The organism is Chitinophaga rupis (assembly GCF_900109685.1).
GTDB lineage: Bacteria > Bacteroidota > Bacteroidia > Chitinophagales > Chitinophagaceae > Chitinophaga > Chitinophaga rupis.
In genome coordinates, this window is sequence record NZ_FOBB01000001.1 from 1,373,834 (window position 1) to 1,396,833 (window position 23,000).

Here is a 23,000-nt window from a genome sequence, read left to right on the forward strand (position 1 = left end):
ATGATGGCCCTTTTTTATTTAAAACGCATAGGGTACTTGCCTGATACTTTTCCTTTGATGATAGCCTGCAGCTTGCGTTGCAACAGCCTGCGCCGTAGTGGTGATAAGTGATCCAGGTAAAGCTTACCCAGCGTATGATCATATTCATGTTGTATCATACGTGCGGTAGGGCCGCTAAAGGTTTGTGTCTGGGTGTTGAAGTTTTCATCCTGGTATTGAATAGTAATGCTGCAGGCACGTACCACCTCCTCCCAGATGCCTGGTATGCTCAGGCAACCTTCGGTATCGATGCAGGTATCTGTGCTGTAATTAAGTATATGCCCGTTAATGAACACCTGGTGAATACCGTTATGTTCATCCGCCTGCGTGCTATCCACTAAGAACAGCCGCAGGGATCTATTCACCTGTGGGGCCGCTAAGCCTACACCACCGGCATTTTCCAGCGTTTGCCACATATTGCTGATCAGTTTTTGCAAACCCGGTGTTTCCGGCGTCACAGGCGCACAGGGTATACGTAATATGGCGGCGCTATAAGCTACAATTGGTAATATCATACTGCAAAACAAGTACAACGCTACCCGCCGGAATAGTAGATTTTAGACATAATTTTGCAGTACCATGCCGGTAGAGCTGCTTAAACATATTTTCCGCGAACAATTGAGCGCCATCCGCCCAGCCGCAGCGCTACGGGAGGTAGTGACAGGTTATTATCCTTACACCAGCGGGCAAAGCGGCCAACCCATATGGGCCACGCTGGACGGGCATCCTGCGCTGATCTTCCTGCTGGATGCGCCGTATAATATTCAATTCACCGGTACGCATACACTGTGTTTGCAGAATGCTTTTTTCTGCTGCTACGGTTTGCAGAACACTTATATACAGGCCTGGCCCAAAGGCATGCGTATGCTGGTAGTACAATTTAGCTGTAGCGGCTTATACCAGCTGCTGCAACAGCCGTTGCCATCCGTAGCTGCTGCGCCACTGGTACCGGTTACAGCGGTATGGGGCGCTGCCGGTGAGCAGCTGGCTGTTAACATCCGTGAGGCTAATAGTCACGCGGCACAAGCAGCTTTACTGGATACTTTTTTACAGGCAAAGCTGCCGGTGCATAAGCAAGCGGGTTATTTAATACAGGCTGCGGTACAATATATCCGTGCGCAGCAGGGGCAGTTAAATGTGCAGGAGGTATGTGCGCACCTGCGCGTAAATTATAAGTGGCTGGAACGTAATTTCAGGAACCAGTTAGGCATCACCCCTAAAGCTTATATTAATACTATCCGGTTTTTGCAGGCTTATTTCAGTATGGGACAGCCGGCGCAAAGCCTTACTGGCATAGCTTTACAGCACGGGTATTACGATCAGGCGCATTTTATTAAAGCGTTTAAACAGCATACGGGAAAAGTGCCTTCTGCTGTTGATCAGTGATGGCGCACCTGGAGGAAAATTATATTCTAATTATGAAGAAGATCAAAAAGAAAGTTACAACGGAAACGGTGATCGACGCAAAAACGCTGGATAAAGAGTGTTTCCCTGCTACCATCGATGCGCTGATAGAAAATGCGGGAAGAAATAATATTGCCCTCGATATTAAGGGGATTGCCTATAGTATTAACCTTACCGAAGAACAATTTCAAAATTATTACAAACACGACAATGCTCCCAATGAGCTGTTTTCGTTATTACGGGCACAATACAACGATCTCTTAAAATACACTTATCACAAAATATCCATTGAAGTGGAGCTGCCTGATCCACTGGAAGAAGAAGGCCTGGAATAAAATTCAAAGCCACCAGGTGAGGGTGGCTTTGAATGGGTATAGCTTACATTATATACTCTATAATTACCAATCTTTTTCCACCTGCACCGGTTGGCCTTTTGCTTTTTTCATTTTATCCTGGAGCTTCTTTTCCTCCTGGTTCAGGGCCTGCAGCAGGCGTTCCGCTTCCTGTTTATCCAGCTTGCTGGGTTGTGGCTGCGGTTTCTGATCCTGTTGTTCTTTGTCTTTATCCTGCTGGTCCTTTTGTTTATCCTGCTGATCTTTATTCTGGTTTTTGTTCTGCTGGTCCTGCTTTTTCTTGTCTTTATCCTTGTTCTCTTTATTATCCTTATTGTCGCCACCACCGCCTTGCTGTTGCTTTTTCAGCATAGACTGGGCATAGGCCAGGTTATAACGGGCTTCTTCATCGGCCGGGTTCATTTTCAGGCTTTGTTTGTAGGCCTTAATGCTTTCTTCCCATTTTTTACCTTCCATATAAGTGTTGCCAATGTTATAGTTAGCATCACTTTTTACGGTTTTATCTTTGGAAAGCTTTACACTGTTGGTGTACTGGGTACGGGCATCGTCATACCGTTTTTGCTCGTACAGGGAGTTACCCAGGTTATACCGGCCTACATCCGACTGCTGGTTTTGTTCCAGCGCCTTTTTGTAGTTGGCTTCCGCATCCGTATACTGTTTTTGCTGGTACAGCTCATTACCCTTACGGATATACTTGTTGCCGGTTTGCGCAAAAGCCGCGCTGCTACAGCATAACAGGCCGGCCACAAAAAACATATGGTAGATAGAACTCAATTTCTGCATGATCATTCTTTAACAATGGTAACAACTTCTTCTTCTTTCCGCCGTTTCACTTCGGGTATAAAAAACTCCGCTACTATCAGCAGCAGGCAGGCTGCCAGGAAATACTGGAAATAGCTGTTATAGTCTGTAAATATATTTTCGCCAAACTCCTTTTGCTCCATGCCGTCAATTTTACTCACCAGCGTATTCACTACTTCTTCCGTATTATTATCCAGGTGCTGGTAAATGCCTTTGCCGGCAGCCGCAATAGCTTTCAGCTCGTTTTCATCCAGTTTGGAAATAATGATATTGCCATCCTTGTCCTTTTTAGGGCCGCCGGTTTCCGGGTCGGGCAGGGGAGAGCCGGTAGGGGAGCCAACACCAATGGTATTGATCACCACTCCTTCATCAAAAGCCGCGCGGGCTTTTTGCAGGGAACCTTCGTCATGATCTTCCCCGTCGGAGATAATGATGAGGGCTTTATGTTTGCGCTCTTTTTTGTTGAAAGCATCGTTGCTGGCCTGTATCGCCTGGGGAATGGCAGTACCCTGGGTAGGGATCATGTCCGGGCTTACAGTGCTCAGGTACATTTTAGCGGCGGAGTAGTCAATGGTAAGCGGCATTTGCAAGTAGGCATTACCGGCAAATACTACCAGGCCTATACGGTCATTATCCAGCTTGTCCATTAACTTGGTAATAAGCTGCTTGGAGCGGGTAAGGCGGTCCGGTTTAATATCGCCGGCCAGCATGCTCTTACTTACGTCCAGGGCAATTATTACATCCACGCCTTTACGGGTGATCTTTTCCATACGGCTGCCCTTTTGCAGGTTAGCCAAGCCCACTACCCCAAAAAAGAAGGCCACAAACAGCAGCAGGAATTTGAGGGTGAACAGGCGGCGGCTATACCCCAGGAACAGTTTTTCCACCAGGGTAGGGTCGCCCAGCCTGCGTATGGAACGGCGTTTCCACCAGGTAACGCTGATGAAAGCCAGCTGCAGCACCAGCAATAACGCCAGTGCCCATAAATATTCACTATGCTGAAAACGTAACATATGGCTCAAATATAATTTTTTTGCCACGTTTTACAGAACGAAAAGATGGGGTTTATGAGATTTTTAACGGTATGGGGGTATTAATGTGTGGTTCAGAGGAGTTTACAGAAGGGATGTCCATGGTCCACAGACGACGAACCATCGTCCGCGGACCCGTACTCAAATTTCACGCAGTACCACATCCCGCCCAATGCCATGGACCATCTACTATAGACCATGGACGTTGAACCGGAGAACCCGGTTCAACTACTTATGCCCTTCAAAATACCCTTCCTGCTTCAAAATATCCTTTAGGATCTTCATCCGCACATCAGGCATTTCAATATTCGGATCTTCAGATTCTATATTCAGCACATAAAACGCAGGATGCCCGTTCTCCTCTACCCATCCGGTGATCCAGCCTATTTTTTTGCGGCCATCAATACCCCAGCCAGTTTTATAGCTCAGCTCATATTTACCGGTTTTTTCCATCAGCATTACGCTGCGCACCCATTGCATAGAGGTTTTGGTAAAAGGCAAATTGTCGAAGTAGAGTTTTTTTACAAAGCCCAGCTCTTCATCCGGAGATATCTGCAGAGAATTATCTAACCAAAAGGTATCTATCCGGCTGATCTTCATGTTACCGTATTTAATAGTATCCAGCCAGTGCTGCATGGTAGGTTTGCCAATACGGCGGGCCACTTCCTGGAAGTAGGGTACGGATGACAGGCGGAAAGCCTGCTGCATGCTCAGGTCCTGGTTCCACTCCTTTTCCCGGGGAATACCATCCCATTTGATCACCATAGCGGTATCCCTGATTGCCCCGGTTTCCAGACCAACCAGTGCGTTGAATATTTTAAAGGTGGATGCCGGCAGAAAACGTTCCTTGGCCCGGTCAAGGTTATATACCTTAAAGGTGCCCTGGCTGTTGTCGTACAGCATAAAGCAGCCTTCTACCTTATTTTCTGTAAAGTATTTTTCCCAGCTTTTTTCTTCACTTACATTGTTAGGAGCGCAGGCATTGATCAGTAAGGTTGCCAGCAGGCCTATCCAGCCTAAATATTTCATCGGTTGTTGAATTAATTGCTGCAAAAGTAGATAAATCAGTGGTAAGGATGTAGGCCGTTGGTAATTTACATGACGGGGGCATTCCTGAAAACAAAAAGCCCCGGCAAATTCTATGGATCTGCCAGGGCCAATGAAGTATAATAGCTTCCCGATTCTCAAAACCTGTAATGGCGCCGCGACCCGTATGCAACCCCTGCGCCATTGCTGCGCAACCAGGGTCCTTCCCTCCTAAAACACCCCTTTTTCCCTACTGACATCCCTGTGCAACTCCTCCCCCCTACATAAAACCCTACATGCTTGTTCGTTAGCTTATACAGGGTTCTCCTGTAGATTTCCATGTCTTTCCCATGTGTTTCTCATGTCTTTCCCTACCAGATACCATGTTTTTCCCTAGTCCATCCCTGGTGAAGTTCATGTCAGGCCGATCTCGTCCTATCTTTTACTTCGGTTCTTCCTACTTAGCAACCACTCCCTCCTTAATCACTCCTAGCTCTCTGCCTACCTTCGTAAAAGCTGCAATAGCCTTATCCAGGTGCGCCTGCTCATGCGCAGCGCTCAGCTGCACGCGAATACGCGCTTGCCCTTTGGCCACCACCGGGAAAAAGAACCCGATCACATACACCCCTTCCTGCAGCAGCTTATCGGCAAACTGCTGGCTCAGTACCGCATCGTACAGCATTACCGGCACTATAGGGTGGTCGCCGGGTTTTATATCAAAGCCTGCTTCCGTCATTTTGCTGCGGAAGTATTTGGTATTGTATTCCAGCTTATCCCGCAGGGCAGTGGTGTGGCTTAGCATATCCAGCACAGCTATAGAGGCTCCTACAATGCTGGGGGCCACAGAGTTGGAGAACAGGTAGGGCCGGCTACGCTGGCGCAGCATATCTATTACCTCCTTTTTACCACTGGTAAAGCCACCGGAAGCGCCGCCCAGGGCCTTGCCCAGGGTGCCGGTAATAATATCCACCCTGCCCATAACCCCCCGGTATTCGTGGGTACCGCGGCCGGTTTTGCCTAAGAAGCCGGAGGAGTGGCTTTCGTCGCTCATTACAATGGCGTCGTACTTATCCGCCAGGTCGCAGATCTTGTCCAGCTGGGCGATGGTACCGTCCATGCTAAAGGAGCCGTCCGTTACGATAATGCGGCTACGGGCGCCGGCGGCTTCCTGCAGCTTAGCTTCCAGGTCAGCCATGTTATTATGTTCATAACGCAGGCGCTGTGCCTTACACAGGCGCACCCCGTCAATTATAGAAGCATGGTTCAGCGCATCGGAAATAATGGCATCCTGCTCGCCAAATAAGGGCTCAAATACCCCGCCGTTGGCATCAAAGGCAGCCGCGTACAGGATGGAGTCTTCCAGGCCCAGGAAAGCAGCTATTTTCTGCTCCAGCTCCCGGTGAATGTCCTGTGTGCCGCAAATAAAACGCACGCTGCTCATGCCATAGCCATGGGTGTCAATAGCCTGCTTGGCCGCTGCTATTACATCCGGGTGAGAGCTGAGGCCCAGGTAATTGTTGGCGCAAAAGTTCACCACGGTTTTACCGTTCACCTGTATTTCAGCTCCCTGTTCGGAAGTAATGATCCGCTCATTTTTATACAGGCCGGCAGTCCGGATCTCATCCAGTTCCTGTTGCAAACGGGTTATAAAGCGCTGGTTCATAAACTTGGGTATTTATGTGACAAATTTATGAGAATAAATGTAGCACCATTCCATGAGCTTGCCCGTCCTTTCCCGGTTTTACCTAAAAAGTTTGACCGGGTTGTAACATTTCCCGCCCGCCCTACGTCATAGTACTATCATTTACGCGATAAATTGAATGAAAGCAATTCCTGCACGGTTGTGAAAAAGTGGGGCCAGATAGCGGGAATCTGTTAGCCGGCAGTTCCACGTAGGCAGCTTACCTTACTGAACTAATTTACTGCCTGCTGCGGGCTGCCAACTGCCCACTAAAACGGGATGGAGCGGTTTTCAGGTATTTGTCGGAACTTAGCACTAAAATCCCGCAACACCGGATGACGGAAAAGGAGTACAATAAATGCGTGGACCTGTACGCGGACAATCTCTTCCGGTTCATTGTTAAGAACCTGGAGCATACGGAAGACGCGAGAGACGTAGTACAAAACGCATTTGAGATATTATGGAAGCACTGTAATGACGTACCTTTTGAAAAGGCGAAGTCGTACCTTTTTACGGTAGCGTACCATAATATGATAGATCATGTTAGGAAAGTGAAACGTATTACCCTGGTGGATCAGTTCCGCGAGGAGACAAAAATATCGGAGCAGCGTGTGCACAACGCCAAAAATGTGCTGGAAAAGGCACTGAACCGGCTTACGGAAGTACAGCGCTCCCTGATACTGCTGAAAGATTATGAAGGATACAGTTATGAGGAGATCAGCAGCATCATGCACCTGAACCCATCACAGGTAAAAGTTTACCTGCACCGGGCCAGGATACATTTAAAGAACTATCTGGTAAAAATGGAAAACGTTATATAATTGTGCCTGTAGACATCAACATATCGAATTATGAGGAGTTCCTGCTCAGTTATATAGATGGAGAGCTGAACACGGAGGAAAGGACCGCCCTGGAAGCCTTTCTGCAACAGCACCCTGCACAGGCAAAGGAGCTGGAAGTGTATAAGGCTGCTATCCTGAAACCGGATACCGGTGAAGTGTTTAACGATAAAGCTTTGCTGTACCGCAGCACCGTTATTACCCTGGAAAATTATGAACCCTTCCTGCTCAGTTATATTGATGGTGAGCTAAACGCCGCCGAAACCACCGCCCTGCAAACTTTCCTGGATAAGTACCCGCATGTGGCGCAGGAGCTGGAAACTTGGCAGGCTATGCGCCTGTCCGCTGTGGATACGCCGGCCTTTGAGCATAAGGAAATGCTCTACCGGCACACCGCCACCTTAACAACAGATAATTACGAAACATACTTCTTAAGCTATATAGATGGCGAGCTGACTGCCGCTGAAGAACAAACGCTGCAGCAGTTCCTGCAACAGCACCCCGAGCTGCAGGCCAGCCTGCAACTGTTACAACGTACTAAGCTGCAGGCCGATCCTGCCCTGCACATGCCCGGCAAAGCCGGCCTGTACCGCAAAACCACAACTAAAGTACGTATAAGCCCCATTTGGTGGGGCGCTGCCGCCGCAGTAGTAGCCGGTGCGTTCCTGCTGTGGATACTGCCTTTACAACAAGGCGCACAGAATACGGCTATTGTTGCAGCCAGCCAGCAAGGGCAAACAGCTACACCTGCAGCACCAGGGCAAAACCTGCAAAAGGCTGCTCCATCCGTATCACTCCCGGTTACACAGCAGCCTGCACCTGCGCTGGCTAACAATACCCCGGCTGCAGTACCGGAAAAACATGCGCTGATAGCCAAGAACAATACCCCCATAAAACGTACTGTCACACAAAAAGCGGCTGTAAGCCCATCTGCTGCGGCATCTGCCAATACCAATACCGTTATTGGTAACAATGCACAACCTGCGCTGGCACAGCTGCCGCAGCCGCGTGCTACCTCTGAAGAGGTGGTACAGCAGCACCTGGAAAAGAAGATCCAAACCACGGCAGAAGTGCCTCCTGTACAGGATGTAGCTGCCAACCGGGACCAAACCATGGCCAGCTCTGTGAAGCTGCCCCATACACCAGCGCCCGAAGCGCAGCCGGCAGCTGCCGCACCTGCACCGGAAATACAGGGAGAGCTGATTATGTCCGTAACCAGCAGCAGCGAAAGCCGGTTGCTGAACGGGGTTACCAATGTGGCTAAATTCTTTTCCCGGAAAAAACATCAGAAATAATGCGGAACCATATCAACACAGAACAGAACATATGAAGTATAAAATTTTACGCTGGATCTTTTTATTGCTCATGCTTATAATAGGGAAGGTACAGGCCCAAAAGCTTGCCCCTGCCGCTACTGTGCCTACAGCAGATACTATCCAGATCAAAGGCCTTATCATCATCAAAGGCAAAGACGCGCGGGGAAAGAACCACTACAAGTTCTATAACGATACCGTATACACGCGCAATAAGCTTAAAAAGAACCTGCACACCCGCTGGCTGGTAATAGACCTGGGCTTTAATAATTACATTGACCGCAGCGACTATGCCGGCGCAGGGGCCGCAGCCCTGATGGCCTATGCCACCCCCGGTTATGCAATGAACGCAGCCGGTAAAAGCTATGATTATTCTGCACAGGGCCTCAATACCTTTGCGCCCCGCAGTGCCAGCGCCCCCCTCACACCGGACGAGTTTAAGCTGATCCCCGATAAATCCATTAATGTTAATATCTGGGTGCTCATGCAGCGCTTAAATATCTATAAGCATAAATTAAACCTCATATACGCTTTAGGTGTCGAAATGAACAACTATCGTTATGCCCGTAGCATTACGTATGTACCAGGGTATCCTACACAGATAATCCGGGAAGATTCAATACATTTTTCAAAGAATAAGTTGTTTGCAGAATACCTGAGCGTACCTTTGATGCTGAATTTTACGTCTAACCCAGCCAGGCCCGGCCGTTCTGTGGATGTTAGTATGGGTGTAATGGCGGGCTACCTGGTAAAATCACGCACCAAACAGATCAGTGAAGAGAGAGGCAAAGTAAAGCGTACAGACGATTTTAATCTGAACAAATGGCGGATGGGCATTACCAGTGAGCTGGGCTATGGACCAGTGAAACTTTATGGTAACTTTGCGCTCACACCGCTGCATTCCTACGGGCTGGAGCAATATCCATTTTCCGTAGGCATCCGTTTTAATGGCTTTTGACGTTTTTTCATAACCTTAACCCAGCACTTAAGACTAGGCTTATGCGTACTTTTTTGACCTTTTTAGCTTGTTCCGGATTTATTGTATGGGCACATTCATGTGATACACGAATTCTGGGTGTAAACCCTACCCCTGCAAAAAAGGAAACGTCTATGGCTAAACGGTCAGAAGCCCCGCCCAGCAATTCCCGCCAGCAATATCTTAAGCAGCTTTTCTCCGCCGCCGCATTAACCATGGTAGGCAGCAACCCACAGCTATACCTGGTAAGCTTCCGTTACCTGGCCAGCCATCATTACCTGTCGCCTAAGGCCGATACCCTGATGACACGCCTGCGCCCCCGGTACCAGTTTGCCAGCCAGCGGCAATAGGCAATTAAGCGTACTTATCAAGTGAAGATATTATCTATTAGAATTTCCGGCCCAGGGCTGCGGAACGCTATTGTTATGCCCCTTCCTCACATTTCATTCATCACTTTTCACGTTTTTTCACCTTTCTTCCTTTTTCCCCTGTTTGTAGCTTTCCCCTTTTCTATATATTTGGACGATCTATATTTCATTTCCAAAAACCAACGTATGACTATTTTGAAAAGAGCCATTTTCATGCTGTTACTGTCCTGTACCTTGTACAGCGTACATGCACAGGACAAATATGAATGGAAAGAAGCCACTGCAGGGGGATATACCTACCGGTATGTGACCGATGACCCCATGCAGGCACGCTTTTATACACTAAAGAACGGGTTAACCGTTATCCTGAGCGTCAACAAAAAAGAGCCCCGTATTCAAACCCTGATTGGCGTGCGCGCCGGTAGCGACAATGATCCCAAAGACCACACTGGCCTGGCCCACTACCTGGAGCACCTGCTGTTTAAGGGCACCGACAAATTCGGCTCCCTGGACTGGGCGCAGGAAAAAAGTTACCTGGATAAAATAGAAGGTTTATACAATACCTATAACCACACCAGCGGCGCCGGCCCCCGTAAAACGGTATATCACCAGATAGACAGCGTTTCCGGCCTGGCAGCCAAATATGCCATTGCCAATGAATATGATAAAATGATGGCAGGCATGGGCGCACAGGGCACCAATGCCCATACCTGGGTAGAGGAAACCATTTATGAAGAAGATATTCCATCCAATGCCGTAGATAAATATTTGTTTGTACAGGGAGAGCGTTTCCGCGAACCGGTTTTCCGCCTGTTCCATACGGAGCTGGAAGCCGTGTATGAAGAAAAGAACCGCGGCCTGGATAATGACAGCCGTAAAATGTACGAAACCATGCTGGCAGCGCTGTTCCCTACGCATAATTACGGGCAGCAGTCAACCATCGGTACCGTGGAGCATCTGAAAAATCCAAACCTGAAAGCCATCCGCGATTTTTATAATGCCTACTATGTGCCCAATAACATGGCCATTGTAATGGCAGGTGATTTTGACCCGGATTATGTGATCAAAAAAATAGATACAGAGTTTGCCTACATGCAGCCCAAACCTATCCACGAATACAAAGCCCCGGTAGAAAAGCCTATTGCGGCGCCTGTGGTAAAAGAAGTATTTGGGCCCGATGCTGAAAACGTGAACATTGCCTTCCGTTTGCCCGGGGCGCTGGATACCAAAGCAGCCGTAGTAACAAACGTGCTGGCGCAGATCCTGAACAATGGTAAGGCCGGCCTGCTGGACCTTAACATTAACAAGCAGCAGAAAGTGCTGAACGCCAGCGTAGGCCAGCTGCAATGGAAAGACTATACCGTGTTTTACCTGAGCGGCAAAGCCAAACAGGGCCAAACGCTGGAAGAAGTTAAAGACCTGCTGCTGGGCCAGTTGGAGATCCTGAAAAAAGGAGAGTTTGATGAAACCCTGGTAAAAGCCATCGTTAACAACGCCAAGCTTTCCGAGCTACAGGGCCTGGAAAGTAATAACAACCGCGCCAACTCCATTATGGACGGTTTTATTAAGCACCGCGGGCAGAACTGGCTGAATGATGTGGAGATGGTAGATGCCATGAGCAAGGTTACAAAAAAGCAGATCGTTGATTTTGCCAACGAATACCTGAAAAATAATTATGTGCTGCTGTATAAACGTAAAGGGGAAGATAAGAATATTGAAAAGGTAGAAAAGCCCGCCATTACTCCGGTAGAGGTAAACCGCGAAGCACAGTCCCCCTTCCTGAAAGAAGTAGCCGCCATACCCGCCACACCGGTACAACCGCAATGGCTGGATTACAATAAAGATATTCAGAAAAGCCAGGTAGGCCCCGCAGAAATGCTGTATGTGCAGAACAACGATAATGCGCTGTTCCGCCTCCACTACCGTTTTGATATGGGTAGCTGGAATAACAAAAAGCTGCCCCTGGCCGCGCAGTACCTGCAGTTCCTGGGTACAGACAAGTATACCACAGAGCAGATCAGCAAAGAGTTTTATAACATAGCCTGCAACTTTAATGTAAGCTCCGGTACCGATGTTACCACCATTACCATCTCCGGCCTGCAGGAAAATTTTGATAAAGCCGTAGCGCTGTTTGAGCACCTGCTTACCCACTGCCAGCCTAATGAAGCCGCCCTGGCTGCGTTAAAAGGCCGCCTGCAAAAAGCCCGTACGGATAATAAGCTGAGCAAGGTAGCTATTATGCGTGGCCTGGTGCAGTATGGCATGTACGGTCCTAAAAATCCCTACAACAATCAGCTAAGCCAGGCAGACTTAGACGGCTTAACCTCCGCCGAGCTGGTAGAAATGCTGCACACACTGCCTTCCTATAAGCACACGGTTATTTATTACGGTCCGCAAACATTGGAAGCAGCAGCAGATGCTGTAAAGAAAGTACATACCCTACCCGCTACTTTCCAAACCGCACCGGCAGCCGTGAAGTTTGAAAAGAGCACGCAGACCAGCAACCAGGTGCTGTTTGCCGATTACGATATGGTGCAGGCAGAAGTGAACTGGGTACGTAACAGCACATCCGCTTACAACCCGGAGAACACCGCAGTGATCTCTTTATTCAATAACTATTTTGGCGGCGGCATGGGATCCATCGTGTTCCAGACCATCCGCGAATCCAAAGCGCTGGCATATTCCACCTACGCCTTCTACGTTTCACCTGATAAAAAGGAGGACCGCTATTCTGTAGTAGCTTATGTAGGCAGCCAGGCCGATAAAATGAATGAAGCCATTACCGGTATGAATGAGCTGCTGAATGATATACCCCGCTCCGACAAGCTGTTTGAAACAGCCCGCGAAAGCATGAAGCAGGATCTGGAAACAGAGCGCATTACGCAGGATGGTATTATTTTCAGCTACCTGAATGCAAAAAAGCTGGGCCTGGATACCGATTACCGCAAGCAGGTATACGCCGCTGTTGACAAGCTGACCTTTGATGATGTGAAGAAGTTCCATGATCAGAACCTGGCCGGCAAACCTTACACCTATTGTATTTTAGGCTCAGAGAAAAAGGTTAGCCAGGACGATCTTAAAAAGTACGGCGAGGTAAAAAAAGTAACGCTTGAAGAGCTGTTCGGATACTAAAAAAGCGCAAAGCATAAAGCTGAAAGCATAAAGCAAATGCAAAAAAGCAGAAAGCAAAAAGGGCTACTATGACCTTTAAGCTTTCTGCTTTTTGCTTTCAGCTTTTCGCTCTCATACAATAAACGATTTAACAGCATCGTTATCATTGTACTAAATTACCCTTGTGAGATGCCGCGCTACTGTTGGAGTATTTTATTATTACTGCTGATCCCCCTGGCCGGGTTTAATAACGAGAGTGGGTTATACACCGTAAAGCTGAACCCTGCAGCCATTGATGCAGACAAAGTTTTTCTGCTGATAGATAAAAGCGATTACAGGATGTACCTGTACGAGGATGTAACGCTCATTAAAATTTATAAGGTAGTATTCGGCAGCCGCGACATGCTGGATAAACAAATGCAGGGCGACCGGCAAACGCCTGAAGGCACTTTTCATATTTCAAGTAAGCGGTATGATGGCCGCTGGAGCCGGTTTATGCTGCTGGATTATCCCAACGAAGTTTCCTGGGCCAAATTCCACCAGCGCCAGCAACAGGGCATTCTGCCTGCTAATGCAGATATTGGCGGTGGCATTGGCATTCATGGTGTAGAGTACAACTCCGGCATCCGCGATGCGTATGTGGACAGCCGCATTAACTGGACCTTAGGTTGTGTGAGTATGAAGAACGGGGATGTAAATGAGCTGTACGATGTTATTAAAGTAGGCACCCCGGTAGTAATACGCCGCTAAATTTCCTATTGCAAAAAATGGCTCACCGCAGCTTTCCATTTCTCCGGCTCATTCCGGCAAAATGATTGGTGGCCGGATGTTTCAAAAACCACCAGCTGCTTTTGTTTAGTACCCAGCTGCGTATACACGCTACGCGTTTCATGCTCCATTACACGTATGTCATGTTTACCCCAGCATAATAAAGTGGGCACCTGTATATTCTTTGCATACTCCGCCGGCTTAAAACCGGCCGCCCAAAAGCCCTGCTCCACACCACCCCAGAAGGTAACGATCTGCGCCAGCGGTGTACCCGGCATATGCACGGCCCACATACGGCTTTTTACTGCATCCGTTAAAGTAGCAAAGGGAGCTTCCAGCATAATCTTGTCCGGCTGTAAATGATATTGCGGTACTGCCTTCAGGATAGCTGCTGCGCCCATGCTCATGCCCCACAGGGAAATGTGCTGATAGCCGCAGCTGCGCACATAATCGTACGCCAGCTTAACATCCTCCGCCTCTTTATAACCAATACTGCATACATAGCCTTCGCTATTGCCATGCGCACGGAAATCCAGCAGAAAGGTATTATACCCCAGCTGCCGGAAATACGCTGCTTCCGCCAGGGGCGAGCTTTTGCTGGCGCCATAACCATGGAACAGGATCACCGTACCTTTAGCCGGTTGCCGGGCATCTATCCACCAGCCTTCCAGCCGCAGGCCATTTTTAGTATGCAGGTTAATGGTTTTATAAGGCACTACCGGCCGCTCTCTGTTAACCGATTTTGACAGGTTTACCCCAAACAAAATAATGCGCGTTTTTTCCCAGCCGTTCATCTGTTCCGGGCGTTTGTTCCTGTGGCCCGCATCGTCATAAAAGTGCGTGAACTTCCAGGCATGAAAGGCCAGGATAATGTTGGAAAAAAGGAAGAATACCAACAGTATTTTACCAATACGCTTCAGTAATGACATAGTTCAGGTATTATACAGTCCATGATCCATAGCCGATGGTCATTGCTTTTAACGTTGTGATATTAAACAAGAACAGGCAATAAACGATCATCCCGGGTGGAAAAATCTTTTATTGCCTGTTGCTATACTATCTATTTAAAAATTTGGCCCTGCCTCTTTATACCTGTATTACTGCACTAAGCAATGGACCATCGACCTTTTTACAACCTTCCCCGCTTAATCTCATCCACCACCGCAGGGTCCAGTAAAGTGCTGGTATCGCCCAGGTTGTCCAGCTCATTCTCAGCGATCTTGCGCAAAATGCGGCGCATGATCTTGCCGGAGCGGGTTTTTGGCAGGCCGCTTACAAACTGTATCTTATCCGGTTTGGCAATAGGCCCAATAATGCGGGACACGGTTTGTATTATATCTTTCTTCGTAAGTTCTGCATCTTTAGAGGGGTTGGTATCGCAGATCACGTAAGCATAAATGCCCTGCCCTTTAATATCGTGGGGATAGCCTACTACGGCGCTTTCCACTACGCCGGCGTGCATATTAATGGCATTTTCCACTTCGGCAGTACCAATACGGTGTCCGCTTACATTCAGCACATCATCCACACGGCCGGTAATGCGGTAATAGCCATCTTCATCGCGCATACAGCCATCACCGGTAAAGTACAGGTTTTCGTATGTAGCAAAATATGTTTTACGGCAGCGCTCATGATCGCCGTAGGTAGTACGCAGCATACCGGGCCAGGGGAATTTAATGCACAGGTTTCCGTTTACGCCGTTGCCCTGTATCTCTTTACCATTTTCATCTACCAGTATGGGCTGCACACCGGGCAGTGGCAGGGTAGCATAACCGGGTTTTTCCGGGGTAATGCCTGCAATGGGCGTTATCATATGCCCGCCGGTTTCTGTTTGCCACCAGGTATCGGCAATGGGGCATTTGCCTTTGCCAATATGGTCTTTGAACCAATGCCAGGCCTCTTCATTAATCGGTTCGCCTACGCTGCCCAGTTTTTTCAGGGAGCTCAGATCCTTATGATTTACGGGTCCTAAGCCAAAGCCCATTAAACTACGTATAGCCGTAGGGGCGGTGTATAAAGTGGTTACCCGGAATTTATCAGTAATATCCCACAGGCGGCCGGCATCGGGCCAGGTAGGCACACCCTCAAACAGCAGGGTAGTGGCGCCGGCGCTTAGCGGGCCGTATAAGATATAGCTGTGTCCTGTGATCCAGCCAATATCTGCCGTGCAAAAAAACACTTCACCTGGCTTATATTGGAAAGTATTTACAAACGTGTAATTGGTATACACCATGAACCCGCCGCAGGTGTGTACCACGCCCTTGGGCTTACCGGTGCTGCCGGAGGTGTACAGGATGAACAGCATATCTTCTGCATCCATTTCTTCGGCAGAGCAGGGAGGGTTGCCCATGGTCTCTACCTGTTTTATTTCATCCTCCCACCACACATCGCGGCCTTTCAGCATGCTGATGGGGGTGCGGGTACGGGTACATACAATTACTTTTTTTACGCTGGGGCAGGCCATCAGGGCATCGTCTATTACGGACTTCAGCGGAATATCTTTATTGCCACGGAAAGCGCCGTCGCAGGTAATTACCAGGTTACACTGCGCATCCTGTATACGGTCGGCAATGGACTGGGCGCTGAAACCGCCAAACACTACAGAGTGGATGGCGCCTATACGCGCGCAGGCCAGCACCGCTATGGCCAGCTCGGGGATCATACCCATATAAATACAAATACGGTCGCCTTTTTTTACACCGTTGTTTTTCAGCACATTGGCAAACTGGCATACCTTGTTATATAGCTCGCGATAGGTAAGTATGCGATGGCGCTCTTCCGGATCATTAGGCTCCCATATAATGGCAGGCGTATTGCCCAGGGTAGCCAGGTGGCGGTCCAGGCAGTTTTCAGTAATATTCATCTTACCACCCTGGAACCACTTTATATCCGGATCTTTGAAATTCCATTCCAGCACCTTATCCCATTTCTTACGCCATAAAAAATGTTCGGCCACATTGCCCCAAAATCCTTCGGGGTCTACAACGCTTTGGTTATAGGCTTGCTGGTATTCTTCAAAATTCTTGATCTGATACGGGTAAGAGGCCATAGCTGCTTTATTTTGTATTTACGTTGGTCATAACGGAGAGTAAATTTATTTTCTTTTCTCGATTTCTCCCAGCAGCTGAGGATTATTTAAAAAACAAATGCCCCCGGGAAGGAGGCATTTTGTACTGGTTTAAGTTGGTATAGGGATCTATTTAGGGATTCTAATGCCGTAAGAATGTACGTTTACACCTGCATTGGTATAATATTCTTCATATTTCAGGCGGCCGTCTTTAAAGCTCAGGTTACCCCAGGTAATAGTAATAGTATTGCCCGGAAAACTCACCGTGTAAGCGATCCGGCTATTGTCGGAGGTGGTAAAGTCCCAGGTAAGGTTACTTTTACCGCCATTATTATCCGTGTACGTACCGGTTTTATCTGTGTTGAAAACAATGTATTCATTGTCAAAGTTGTCCGTATTACCAGTAGCACCCCGCAGGTAATAGAGGGTTACATTGGTACCCTTTAGTCCACGGATCTCCTGTATTTTCCAGGGGTTGGCAGTAATGATCTGCATATTCACCATTGTATCTTTCTGTATTACGGTAGATTCTTTGGTACAGGATACAACGCTCACCTGCAGCGCGGATAACATAACAATAAAGGTAATGAGGGATAAGCCTCCGTAAAATTTTTTCATATACGTCAAATGGTACTCTTGTGAACCCTGTGCAAAGATAGTGGCAGTCCCCGATAATCATATGGCTAGTAAGTGCTATATTATTTACACATTGCTTTCTTATTTTCCACCCTCCATTTCCCCTAACCGCTGTGTTACATACCTGGAAATAGCCGGATCCTCCTCCTTACTGCGTGCCAGTAACAGATAACGTTTATAATACCGCTGCGCTGCGGCCGGGTTTTGCAAGTGATAGTCATAAATACGCCCTATGCTATACTGCCGCAGGGGTGCGTGAAACAGGTAGTACGCAGTATCCAGGCAGGCAGTAGCTTTCCTGAATACATGCTGCCCCTCGTAGTTCACGCTCATGGCGCTGTAGTAATCATCCAGGCTTTTGGATTTTGCCAGGTCAATGCAGGTTTGCAACAATGTATTGCTGCGGATATAGTCCTTTAGCTGCGTGCAGGCCATAGCCGCATAATACATAATAGCTTCGGTTGACATATTCATCTGCGTAAGAAAGTCATTTACGTATATGCATTCCTGGTAGCGCTTCAGATTATAGCAGGCCGCTGCTACAAAGGTATAGGCAGCAACGGAAACAACCTGCTGCCGCATGAGCCGTTGGCCCAGCATAATGGCCTGCGCATAGTCTTTCCGGAAATAGGCCGTTTTCACAGCCGGTATGATAACAGAAGTTTGCAGGGAATCTTTTGCCAGGTAGGGCTGCAGTACACTATCGGCCGCATTGTACCGCTGCCGGTCCAGCCATTCTTCTGCCATGCGCGCTACTACCTTACTGTCAAACGGGTTCAGGGCATATGCATGCCGCAGGTACACAAAACCACTATCAGCTTCCCGGGCGGCAAACAGGGCAAAGCTCAGTTGTTTATAGGTTTGTGCCTGTGGTTGCAGGGCCGCCAGCTTGCGGTAATGTGGAATAGCCAGTCTGGCCTGCTCCTGCTGCATATAAATGCCACCCAGGTATTGGTAGGCTGGTATATAGGCACTGTCTAAATGTAGTATTTGCTGATACGTTTGAATAGTCTCCGGCCACTTACCTGCCTGGTAATAAGCATATCCCAATAATGCCAGCTGTTTAATGTTATCCGGCTGTATACGGCTTTGCAGGTATTGGATAGCGGGTTCATATTGCTGGTCCTGGAAGTAGCTCATTACTACCGCCTGGTCTATTTCCGGCGCTTGCTGCGCGTAGGTGCTGGACAGACCCAGGTTTATCAGCAACAACAGCAGGTAACAACGTGTGTGCATAGGTACATCTTTTCATAAAACTAAGTATTTAGTTTTAAATACTAAAACTTTAGTTGAAGAAAGAATTTTCCTGGGTGAGACACTGGCCTACATTAAATTCAGGGTTGCCATTATGAACATATTTCCAATACAGATAAGACCTTGCCTACACATTAAGTACCATGGCTGCTGTTTATGAATACATTTCCAATACAGATAATACACTGGCATTCACATTAATACCATAGCTGCCGTTTATGAACACATTCCTATACAGGATAATACACCAGCATTCACCTTATACCATGGCAGCCGTTTATGAACACATTTCCCATACAGGATAAGACAATAGCCTACACATTAATATCAGGATTGCCGTTTATGAGCAGCATTTTCAATACAGGATAAGACAGTAGCTAACCAGGACTACTGTTCTATAAACACATCTCCCATACAGGTAATACACTGGCATTCATGTTAATACCATGGCTGCTGTTTATAAACACATTCTCCATACAGAATATACACTGGCATTCACATTAATACCATCGCGCTTTTAAATCATTTCCTATATGGGTAGCCTACACATTAATATCAGGATTGCCGTTTATGAGCAGCATTTTCGATACAGGATAAGCCAGTAGCTAACCAGGACTGCTGTTCTATAAACACATTTCCAATACAGGATAATACACCAGCATTCACATTAAATACCAGGGCTGTCATTTATGAACACATTTCTCATACAGATAAGACTACACTTTTATATCAGGGCTGTTTATAAAACGCATTTCATAACATATACAGCCCGGTCCCCGGAAATCACTAAAACAATACCGCAATGGCAAAAATGCTTAACGTGGTTTTTTACGGTATTGCTCACTGTAAGTATGCAGCTCCTGGAATGCTTCATCCAGCACCGCCATAATTTTTTCTTTCTCAGCATTACTTAATGCAGGGATCATCTTTTTATCCCCTTCGGCAGGCTTATCTACTCCCCGCATTTTACGGTAAAAAGTAGGAATGCTCCAGGAACATTCTTCACAAACCTTTTCCCGGAAGCGGATGGGGAAATTAATAAGGTTGGCATGAATATCCTGCAGCATGTTCACAGGCACCGGTGTGTGCGGCACTAATTTCTTCATGGTTTGGAGGTTTAATACGTTGCTATCAAAAAAAGTGTTTGGTGTTAGCGTTGATAATTAGTTAGGATAATCAATAATTGCCTGCTTTTATATCAGCAAATATATTGATAATGATTTTAAATGAACCATTTTTTATTGACTAATTTCTCAAATCGCCAATCTGCAGCTAACACTTTACCCTGGCGGGTTTCAAGCTACACACCTTTATTTTGTGGATAATTAATGACGATATCATTCTCACACCTTTTGTAAAATTTCCTGAAGGTAAAATCCCTGCTAAATCTTGTTAATTGTGCCCTAACAGTTGTATAATGGCATGATAAGAATCAAAATGAAATTTTAATTCGCCAAAAGCAACAGAAATAATTTATATTGTAATAATGTTATAATATGAAAAACTGACACCAAACGAAAACCGAAAAATTTGATGTAAGATGCAGCTAGGGTTAATCCACATGGGCCAGCGCTTGAAACAGATACTGAAGCAGCGGAAAATAAAAATTGTTGACTTTGCCCGTATGGCGGGCTTTACCAACCAGATAGCACATTATCACCTGCGTAAAAGCGATATGAAAAGATCCACCCTGGAGCGCTTTTGCACCCTCATAGGGATCAGCAGTGATGAATTTTACAACTGGAATAATAAAGTAGTACCTAAAGCAGGCAAAGGGCAGGTGCCTACCATCGCCCATCACGGACAGCGCTTTACAGAGCTCATAGAAGAAAAAGGCTTAAACAAAAGTAAGCTGGCACGCCGACTGGATATGAGCCGCAGAACCATGTACAACCTGTTCGATAAAGCCGTATTTGATCCGCTGGAGCTGGAAACCATAACCAAAGCGCTGGAAATAACCGAAACCGCTTTCCTGCACCCTAACGCCGTTGAAGATAACCGCATAGCAGATTCTGAAGAAATGCTGGCCCTGCGCGAAAAATATTATAAGCTCCTCGAAGAATATAACCAGCTCCTCAAACAGCATAATGCCTTAAAAGAAACCATGGATACGTTTAAGAAAGATATTGTACAACTCCGCAAACAGGTACGCTCCAAAAAAGTCTGAACATTTACCGGGTGATAATAATGCAATCAGGAAAGTAAAAAGCTTATACTTTTTGCGCAAATTCGCTTTTGATTGATTTTATCGAAACCCCAATTCTGATATGGATTATATGAGGATCAAATCAATAGGATTTTTTCGCATGAACAATTTTTGTTTATATTTGTAATGTCCTGTTGTGAAAAATATCAGTAAGGTAAAAGTTTAATCAGCTTACACATGACTAACCCAAAATTTTCGGAGATCTGGTATTTATCCATGTCCGTGATAGGTGGCCCCAATCTGTTAACAAGACCCCGGTACGCCGGTTTGCTTGCCCGGCGGCTAAATGCCAGCCACAATGCAAAACAGATCATTACCCGGTATTATACCCTGTTGCCCGACCAGCTATTGCTGCTCATTGAACCAGTGAAAATAGCTTACCGGGATTGGCTGGAAGAGTTCAAGCATAACACTGCCCGCGATATTTGTAAAAGCCTGGCCACAGATAAGGAAGAAGACCGGCGCGCATGGTATGAGATCTTTGTGAACAGAGACCATAATGGCGAGGACATATTCTGGTCTAAAACAGAAGCACACCAGGTAGCATCCCGCAATCAGTATGAATCATTCCAGGCCCAAATGTTCAATGCGCCGGTAAAGGCAGGTTATGTAAATGATGGCGGAGCATATCCTTATGGCATGGCCGACATGAACCGGGCCGGCATACTCTATGAAGAAATGGAATTCCCCGAAGATAGCAGGGGCGTATAACCCCTTTTACAACAACAAAGCCCCAACCTCTTCCCACGTATTCACCCGCTTAAATTCCTGCACATTCACATTATGCGGAGCAGTAAACATCAGCGGCTCTCCTTTAAAAGTGCTCAGGTTCTTCACATGGTCATCAATCAGGTAATCTGCAGCAACAATGTGCTTATAACCACAAAACACAATGTTATGCCAGCTGATAAAAGGAAAATGCTCCTCCAGCCAGGCCAGCTTCTCTGCCAGGGATAAGGGAAACTCCATAGCGGCAGACACAATGAACACTTCATGTTTTTCCTGTAAAGCTTTAATTACTTCCTGCGCCCCGGCTATTACCGGTTTGGTGCGGAAAAAATTAGGCTCATACAGGAACTGCCTTACCACCCCGTCCAGCGGAAAACCCGTGGTTTCAGGTTTGCCTAACAGGCTTTCCTTTGCTACGGTAACACCGTAACGATTGGCATACCAGTTAATATACTGCTGTGTGCTGTCTGCCATAACCCCATCCATATCAATTGCAATTCTTGCCATATTCTGCTGTTTTTTGCAAATATATGCGCTATTTTCGAGCTATGCAATGAATGTGTTATTAAATTATCGCAAATTATTTCATAATATTGCATAAAATAGCAACTATGCTGAAGGAAGAGCGCCTGGATTATATTCTTAAAAAGCTGCAAACAGATAATAAGGTACTGCAAACAGAGCTCAGTAACGACCTGCAGGTATCTGAAGATACCGTTCGCCGCGACCTGGAATCGCTGGCGCAGAGTGGATTGCTCATTAAGGTGAGAGGCGGCGCTATTCCCCACTCTCCGCACCCTTACAGCTTTAAAGAGCGCATCGGCATTCATGAGGATGATAAGCGCACGATTGCAGGCAAGGCCTTATCCTTCCTGCACGACGGGCAAACAATCATCATGGATGGAGGTACCTCTACCTACACCCTGGTAAAAATGTTCCCGGCCAATTTGCGCCTTACCGTTATTACCAACAGCGTACCCATTGCCATGCAGCTCATGGAGCATCCCTCCACAGAGGTTATCCTTACCGGCGGGCGTGTTTTCAAGAACTCGCAGGTAACCTCCGGGCTGGATACCATCCGTATGCTGGAAAAGTTTCGGGCAGATATTTGTTTCCTGGGCGTTTGCAGCCTGCACCCCACGGCCGGCATTACGGGCATTGACCTGGGCGAGACAGAAGTGAAGTACAGCATGATACGATCCGCCAGCCGCGTAATGGCGCTGGCCACGATAGATAAAATGGGCACCGCAGAGCCATTCAAAGTATGTGATATAACAGAACTGGATACGATTATAACCGACCGGGTGAATGAAGAGGTGATACAGCCATATCTGAACCTGGGTATTAAAGTGATCTGAAGACTATCCTTATTTACGACCTACCTATAAAATAGTTATT

At 47.1% G+C, this 23,000-nt stretch carries 22 protein-coding genes; 11 read left to right on the forward strand and 11 right to left on the reverse strand.

Features of this window, described 5'->3' with window-relative positions:
- Positions 1–14 precede the first annotated feature (14 nt).
- The gene (gene def, locus BMZ54_RS05515) at positions 15–554 is read right to left on the reverse strand and encodes a peptide deformylase (RefSeq protein WP_089907244.1); all 540 of its coding nucleotides are present in this window, start codon (positions 552–554) and stop codon (positions 15–17) included.
- Between the two features lie 64 nt (positions 555–618).
- On the opposite strand from def, the gene BMZ54_RS05520 reads away from it, so the two are divergent.
- The gene (locus BMZ54_RS05520; protein ID WP_089907246.1) at positions 619–1,425 is read left to right on the forward strand and encodes a helix-turn-helix domain-containing protein; all 807 of its coding nucleotides are present in this window, start codon (positions 619–621) and stop codon (positions 1,423–1,425) included.
- A 32-nt stretch (positions 1,426–1,457) separates the two neighbouring features.
- The gene (locus tag BMZ54_RS05525) at positions 1,458–1,778 is read left to right on the forward strand and encodes a hypothetical protein (protein WP_143080916.1); all 321 of its coding nucleotides are present in this window, start codon (positions 1,458–1,460) and stop codon (positions 1,776–1,778) included.
- A 63-nt stretch (positions 1,779–1,841) separates the two neighbouring features.
- Here the strand turns inward: BMZ54_RS05525 and BMZ54_RS05530 are convergent, their stop codons facing one another.
- From BMZ54_RS05530 to kbl, 4 genes are all read right to left on the reverse strand, one after another.
- Positions 1,842–2,579, reverse strand: coding sequence for a tetratricopeptide repeat protein (locus BMZ54_RS05530; RefSeq protein WP_202909141.1), 738 nt, complete (start codon positions 2,577–2,579; stop codon positions 1,842–1,844).
- A gap of 2 nt (positions 2,580–2,581) precedes the next feature.
- Entirely contained in the window at positions 2,582–3,610 is a 1,029-nt protein-coding gene (locus tag BMZ54_RS05535) for a VWA domain-containing protein (protein WP_089907251.1), read from the reverse strand.
- A gap of 246 nt (positions 3,611–3,856) precedes the next feature.
- Positions 3,857–4,657 carry a class D beta-lactamase gene (gene blaOXA, locus BMZ54_RS05540; RefSeq protein ID WP_089907253.1) on the reverse strand — a complete coding sequence of 267 codons (801 nt, stop codon included), beginning with the start codon at positions 4,655–4,657 and terminating at the stop codon, positions 3,857–3,859.
- Positions 4,658–5,111: 454 nt separating this feature from the next.
- Positions 5,112–6,317: a glycine C-acetyltransferase gene (gene kbl, locus BMZ54_RS05545; protein WP_089907255.1), complete on the reverse strand. Its 1,206-nt coding sequence runs from the start codon at positions 6,315–6,317 to the stop codon at positions 5,112–5,114.
- 353 nt (positions 6,318–6,670) lie between these two features.
- On the opposite strand from kbl, the gene BMZ54_RS05550 reads away from it, so the two are divergent.
- The 6 genes from BMZ54_RS05550 (at position 6,671) to BMZ54_RS05575 (ending at position 13,692) form a co-directional block, all read left to right on the forward strand.
- Complete coding sequence (locus BMZ54_RS05550; RefSeq protein ID WP_089907257.1) at positions 6,671–7,156, forward strand: RNA polymerase sigma factor; 486 nt, start codon at positions 6,671–6,673, stop codon at positions 7,154–7,156.
- 2 nt (positions 7,157–7,158) lie between these two features.
- Entirely contained in the window at positions 7,159–8,469 is a 1,311-nt protein-coding gene (locus BMZ54_RS05555) for an anti-sigma factor (RefSeq protein WP_089907259.1), read from the forward strand.
- Between the two features lie 31 nt (positions 8,470–8,500).
- Positions 8,501–9,445, forward strand: a complete 945-nt coding sequence (locus BMZ54_RS05560) for an outer membrane beta-barrel protein (RefSeq protein ID WP_162277478.1) — start codon at positions 8,501–8,503, stop codon at positions 9,443–9,445.
- A gap of 152 nt (positions 9,446–9,597) precedes the next feature.
- Positions 9,598–9,813 carry a hypothetical protein gene (locus tag BMZ54_RS05565; protein WP_089907264.1) on the forward strand — a complete coding sequence of 72 codons (216 nt, stop codon included), beginning with the start codon at positions 9,598–9,600 and terminating at the stop codon, positions 9,811–9,813.
- 204 nt (positions 9,814–10,017) lie between these two features.
- On the forward strand, positions 10,018–12,963 hold the full coding sequence (locus BMZ54_RS05570) for an insulinase family protein (protein ID WP_089907266.1): 2,946 nt from the start codon (positions 10,018–10,020) through the stop codon (positions 12,961–12,963).
- A gap of 168 nt (positions 12,964–13,131) precedes the next feature.
- The gene (locus BMZ54_RS05575) at positions 13,132–13,692 is read left to right on the forward strand and encodes a L,D-transpeptidase family protein (RefSeq protein WP_089907268.1); all 561 of its coding nucleotides are present in this window, start codon (positions 13,132–13,134) and stop codon (positions 13,690–13,692) included.
- Positions 13,693–13,697: 5 nt separating this feature from the next.
- On the opposite strand, the gene BMZ54_RS05580 is transcribed toward BMZ54_RS05575, so the two are convergent.
- The 5 genes from BMZ54_RS05580 to BMZ54_RS05600 form a co-directional block, all read right to left on the reverse strand.
- Positions 13,698–14,639: an alpha/beta hydrolase gene (locus BMZ54_RS05580; protein WP_089907270.1), complete on the reverse strand. Its 942-nt coding sequence runs from the start codon at positions 14,637–14,639 to the stop codon at positions 13,698–13,700.
- 200 nt (positions 14,640–14,839) lie between these two features.
- Complete coding sequence (gene acs, locus BMZ54_RS05585; protein ID WP_089907272.1) at positions 14,840–16,759, reverse strand: acetate--CoA ligase; 1,920 nt, start codon at positions 16,757–16,759, stop codon at positions 14,840–14,842.
- A gap of 147 nt (positions 16,760–16,906) precedes the next feature.
- Positions 16,907–17,395 (reverse strand): hypothetical protein, encoded by a 489-nt coding sequence (locus BMZ54_RS05590; RefSeq protein WP_089907275.1) that lies wholly within the window; start codon positions 17,393–17,395, stop codon positions 16,907–16,909.
- 99 nt (positions 17,396–17,494) lie between these two features.
- Positions 17,495–18,649: a tetratricopeptide repeat protein gene (locus tag BMZ54_RS05595; protein WP_089907277.1), complete on the reverse strand. Its 1,155-nt coding sequence runs from the start codon at positions 18,647–18,649 to the stop codon at positions 17,495–17,497.
- An 833-nt stretch (positions 18,650–19,482) separates the two neighbouring features.
- Complete coding sequence (locus BMZ54_RS05600) at positions 19,483–19,773, reverse strand: hypothetical protein (RefSeq protein WP_089907278.1); 291 nt, start codon at positions 19,771–19,773, stop codon at positions 19,483–19,485.
- 434 nt (positions 19,774–20,207) lie between these two features.
- On the opposite strand from BMZ54_RS05600, the gene BMZ54_RS05605 reads away from it, so the two are divergent.
- Positions 20,208–20,834: a helix-turn-helix transcriptional regulator gene (locus BMZ54_RS05605; protein WP_143080917.1), complete on the forward strand. Its 627-nt coding sequence runs from the start codon at positions 20,208–20,210 to the stop codon at positions 20,832–20,834.
- Positions 20,835–21,050: 216 nt separating this feature from the next.
- On the forward strand, positions 21,051–21,584 hold the full coding sequence (locus tag BMZ54_RS05610) for a hypothetical protein (RefSeq protein ID WP_089907282.1): 534 nt from the start codon (positions 21,051–21,053) through the stop codon (positions 21,582–21,584).
- A 6-nt stretch (positions 21,585–21,590) separates the two neighbouring features.
- Here BMZ54_RS05610 and BMZ54_RS05615 read toward each other — a convergent pair whose 3' ends face one another.
- Entirely contained in the window at positions 21,591–22,109 is a 519-nt protein-coding gene (locus BMZ54_RS05615) for a 5' nucleotidase, NT5C type (RefSeq protein ID WP_089907285.1), read from the reverse strand.
- A gap of 104 nt (positions 22,110–22,213) precedes the next feature.
- Here BMZ54_RS05615 and BMZ54_RS05620 point away from each other — a divergent pair, with 104 nt between their 5' ends.
- Entirely contained in the window at positions 22,214–22,960 is a 747-nt protein-coding gene (locus BMZ54_RS05620) for a DeoR/GlpR family DNA-binding transcription regulator (protein WP_089907287.1), read from the forward strand.
- Positions 22,961–23,000: the final 40 nt, after the last annotated feature.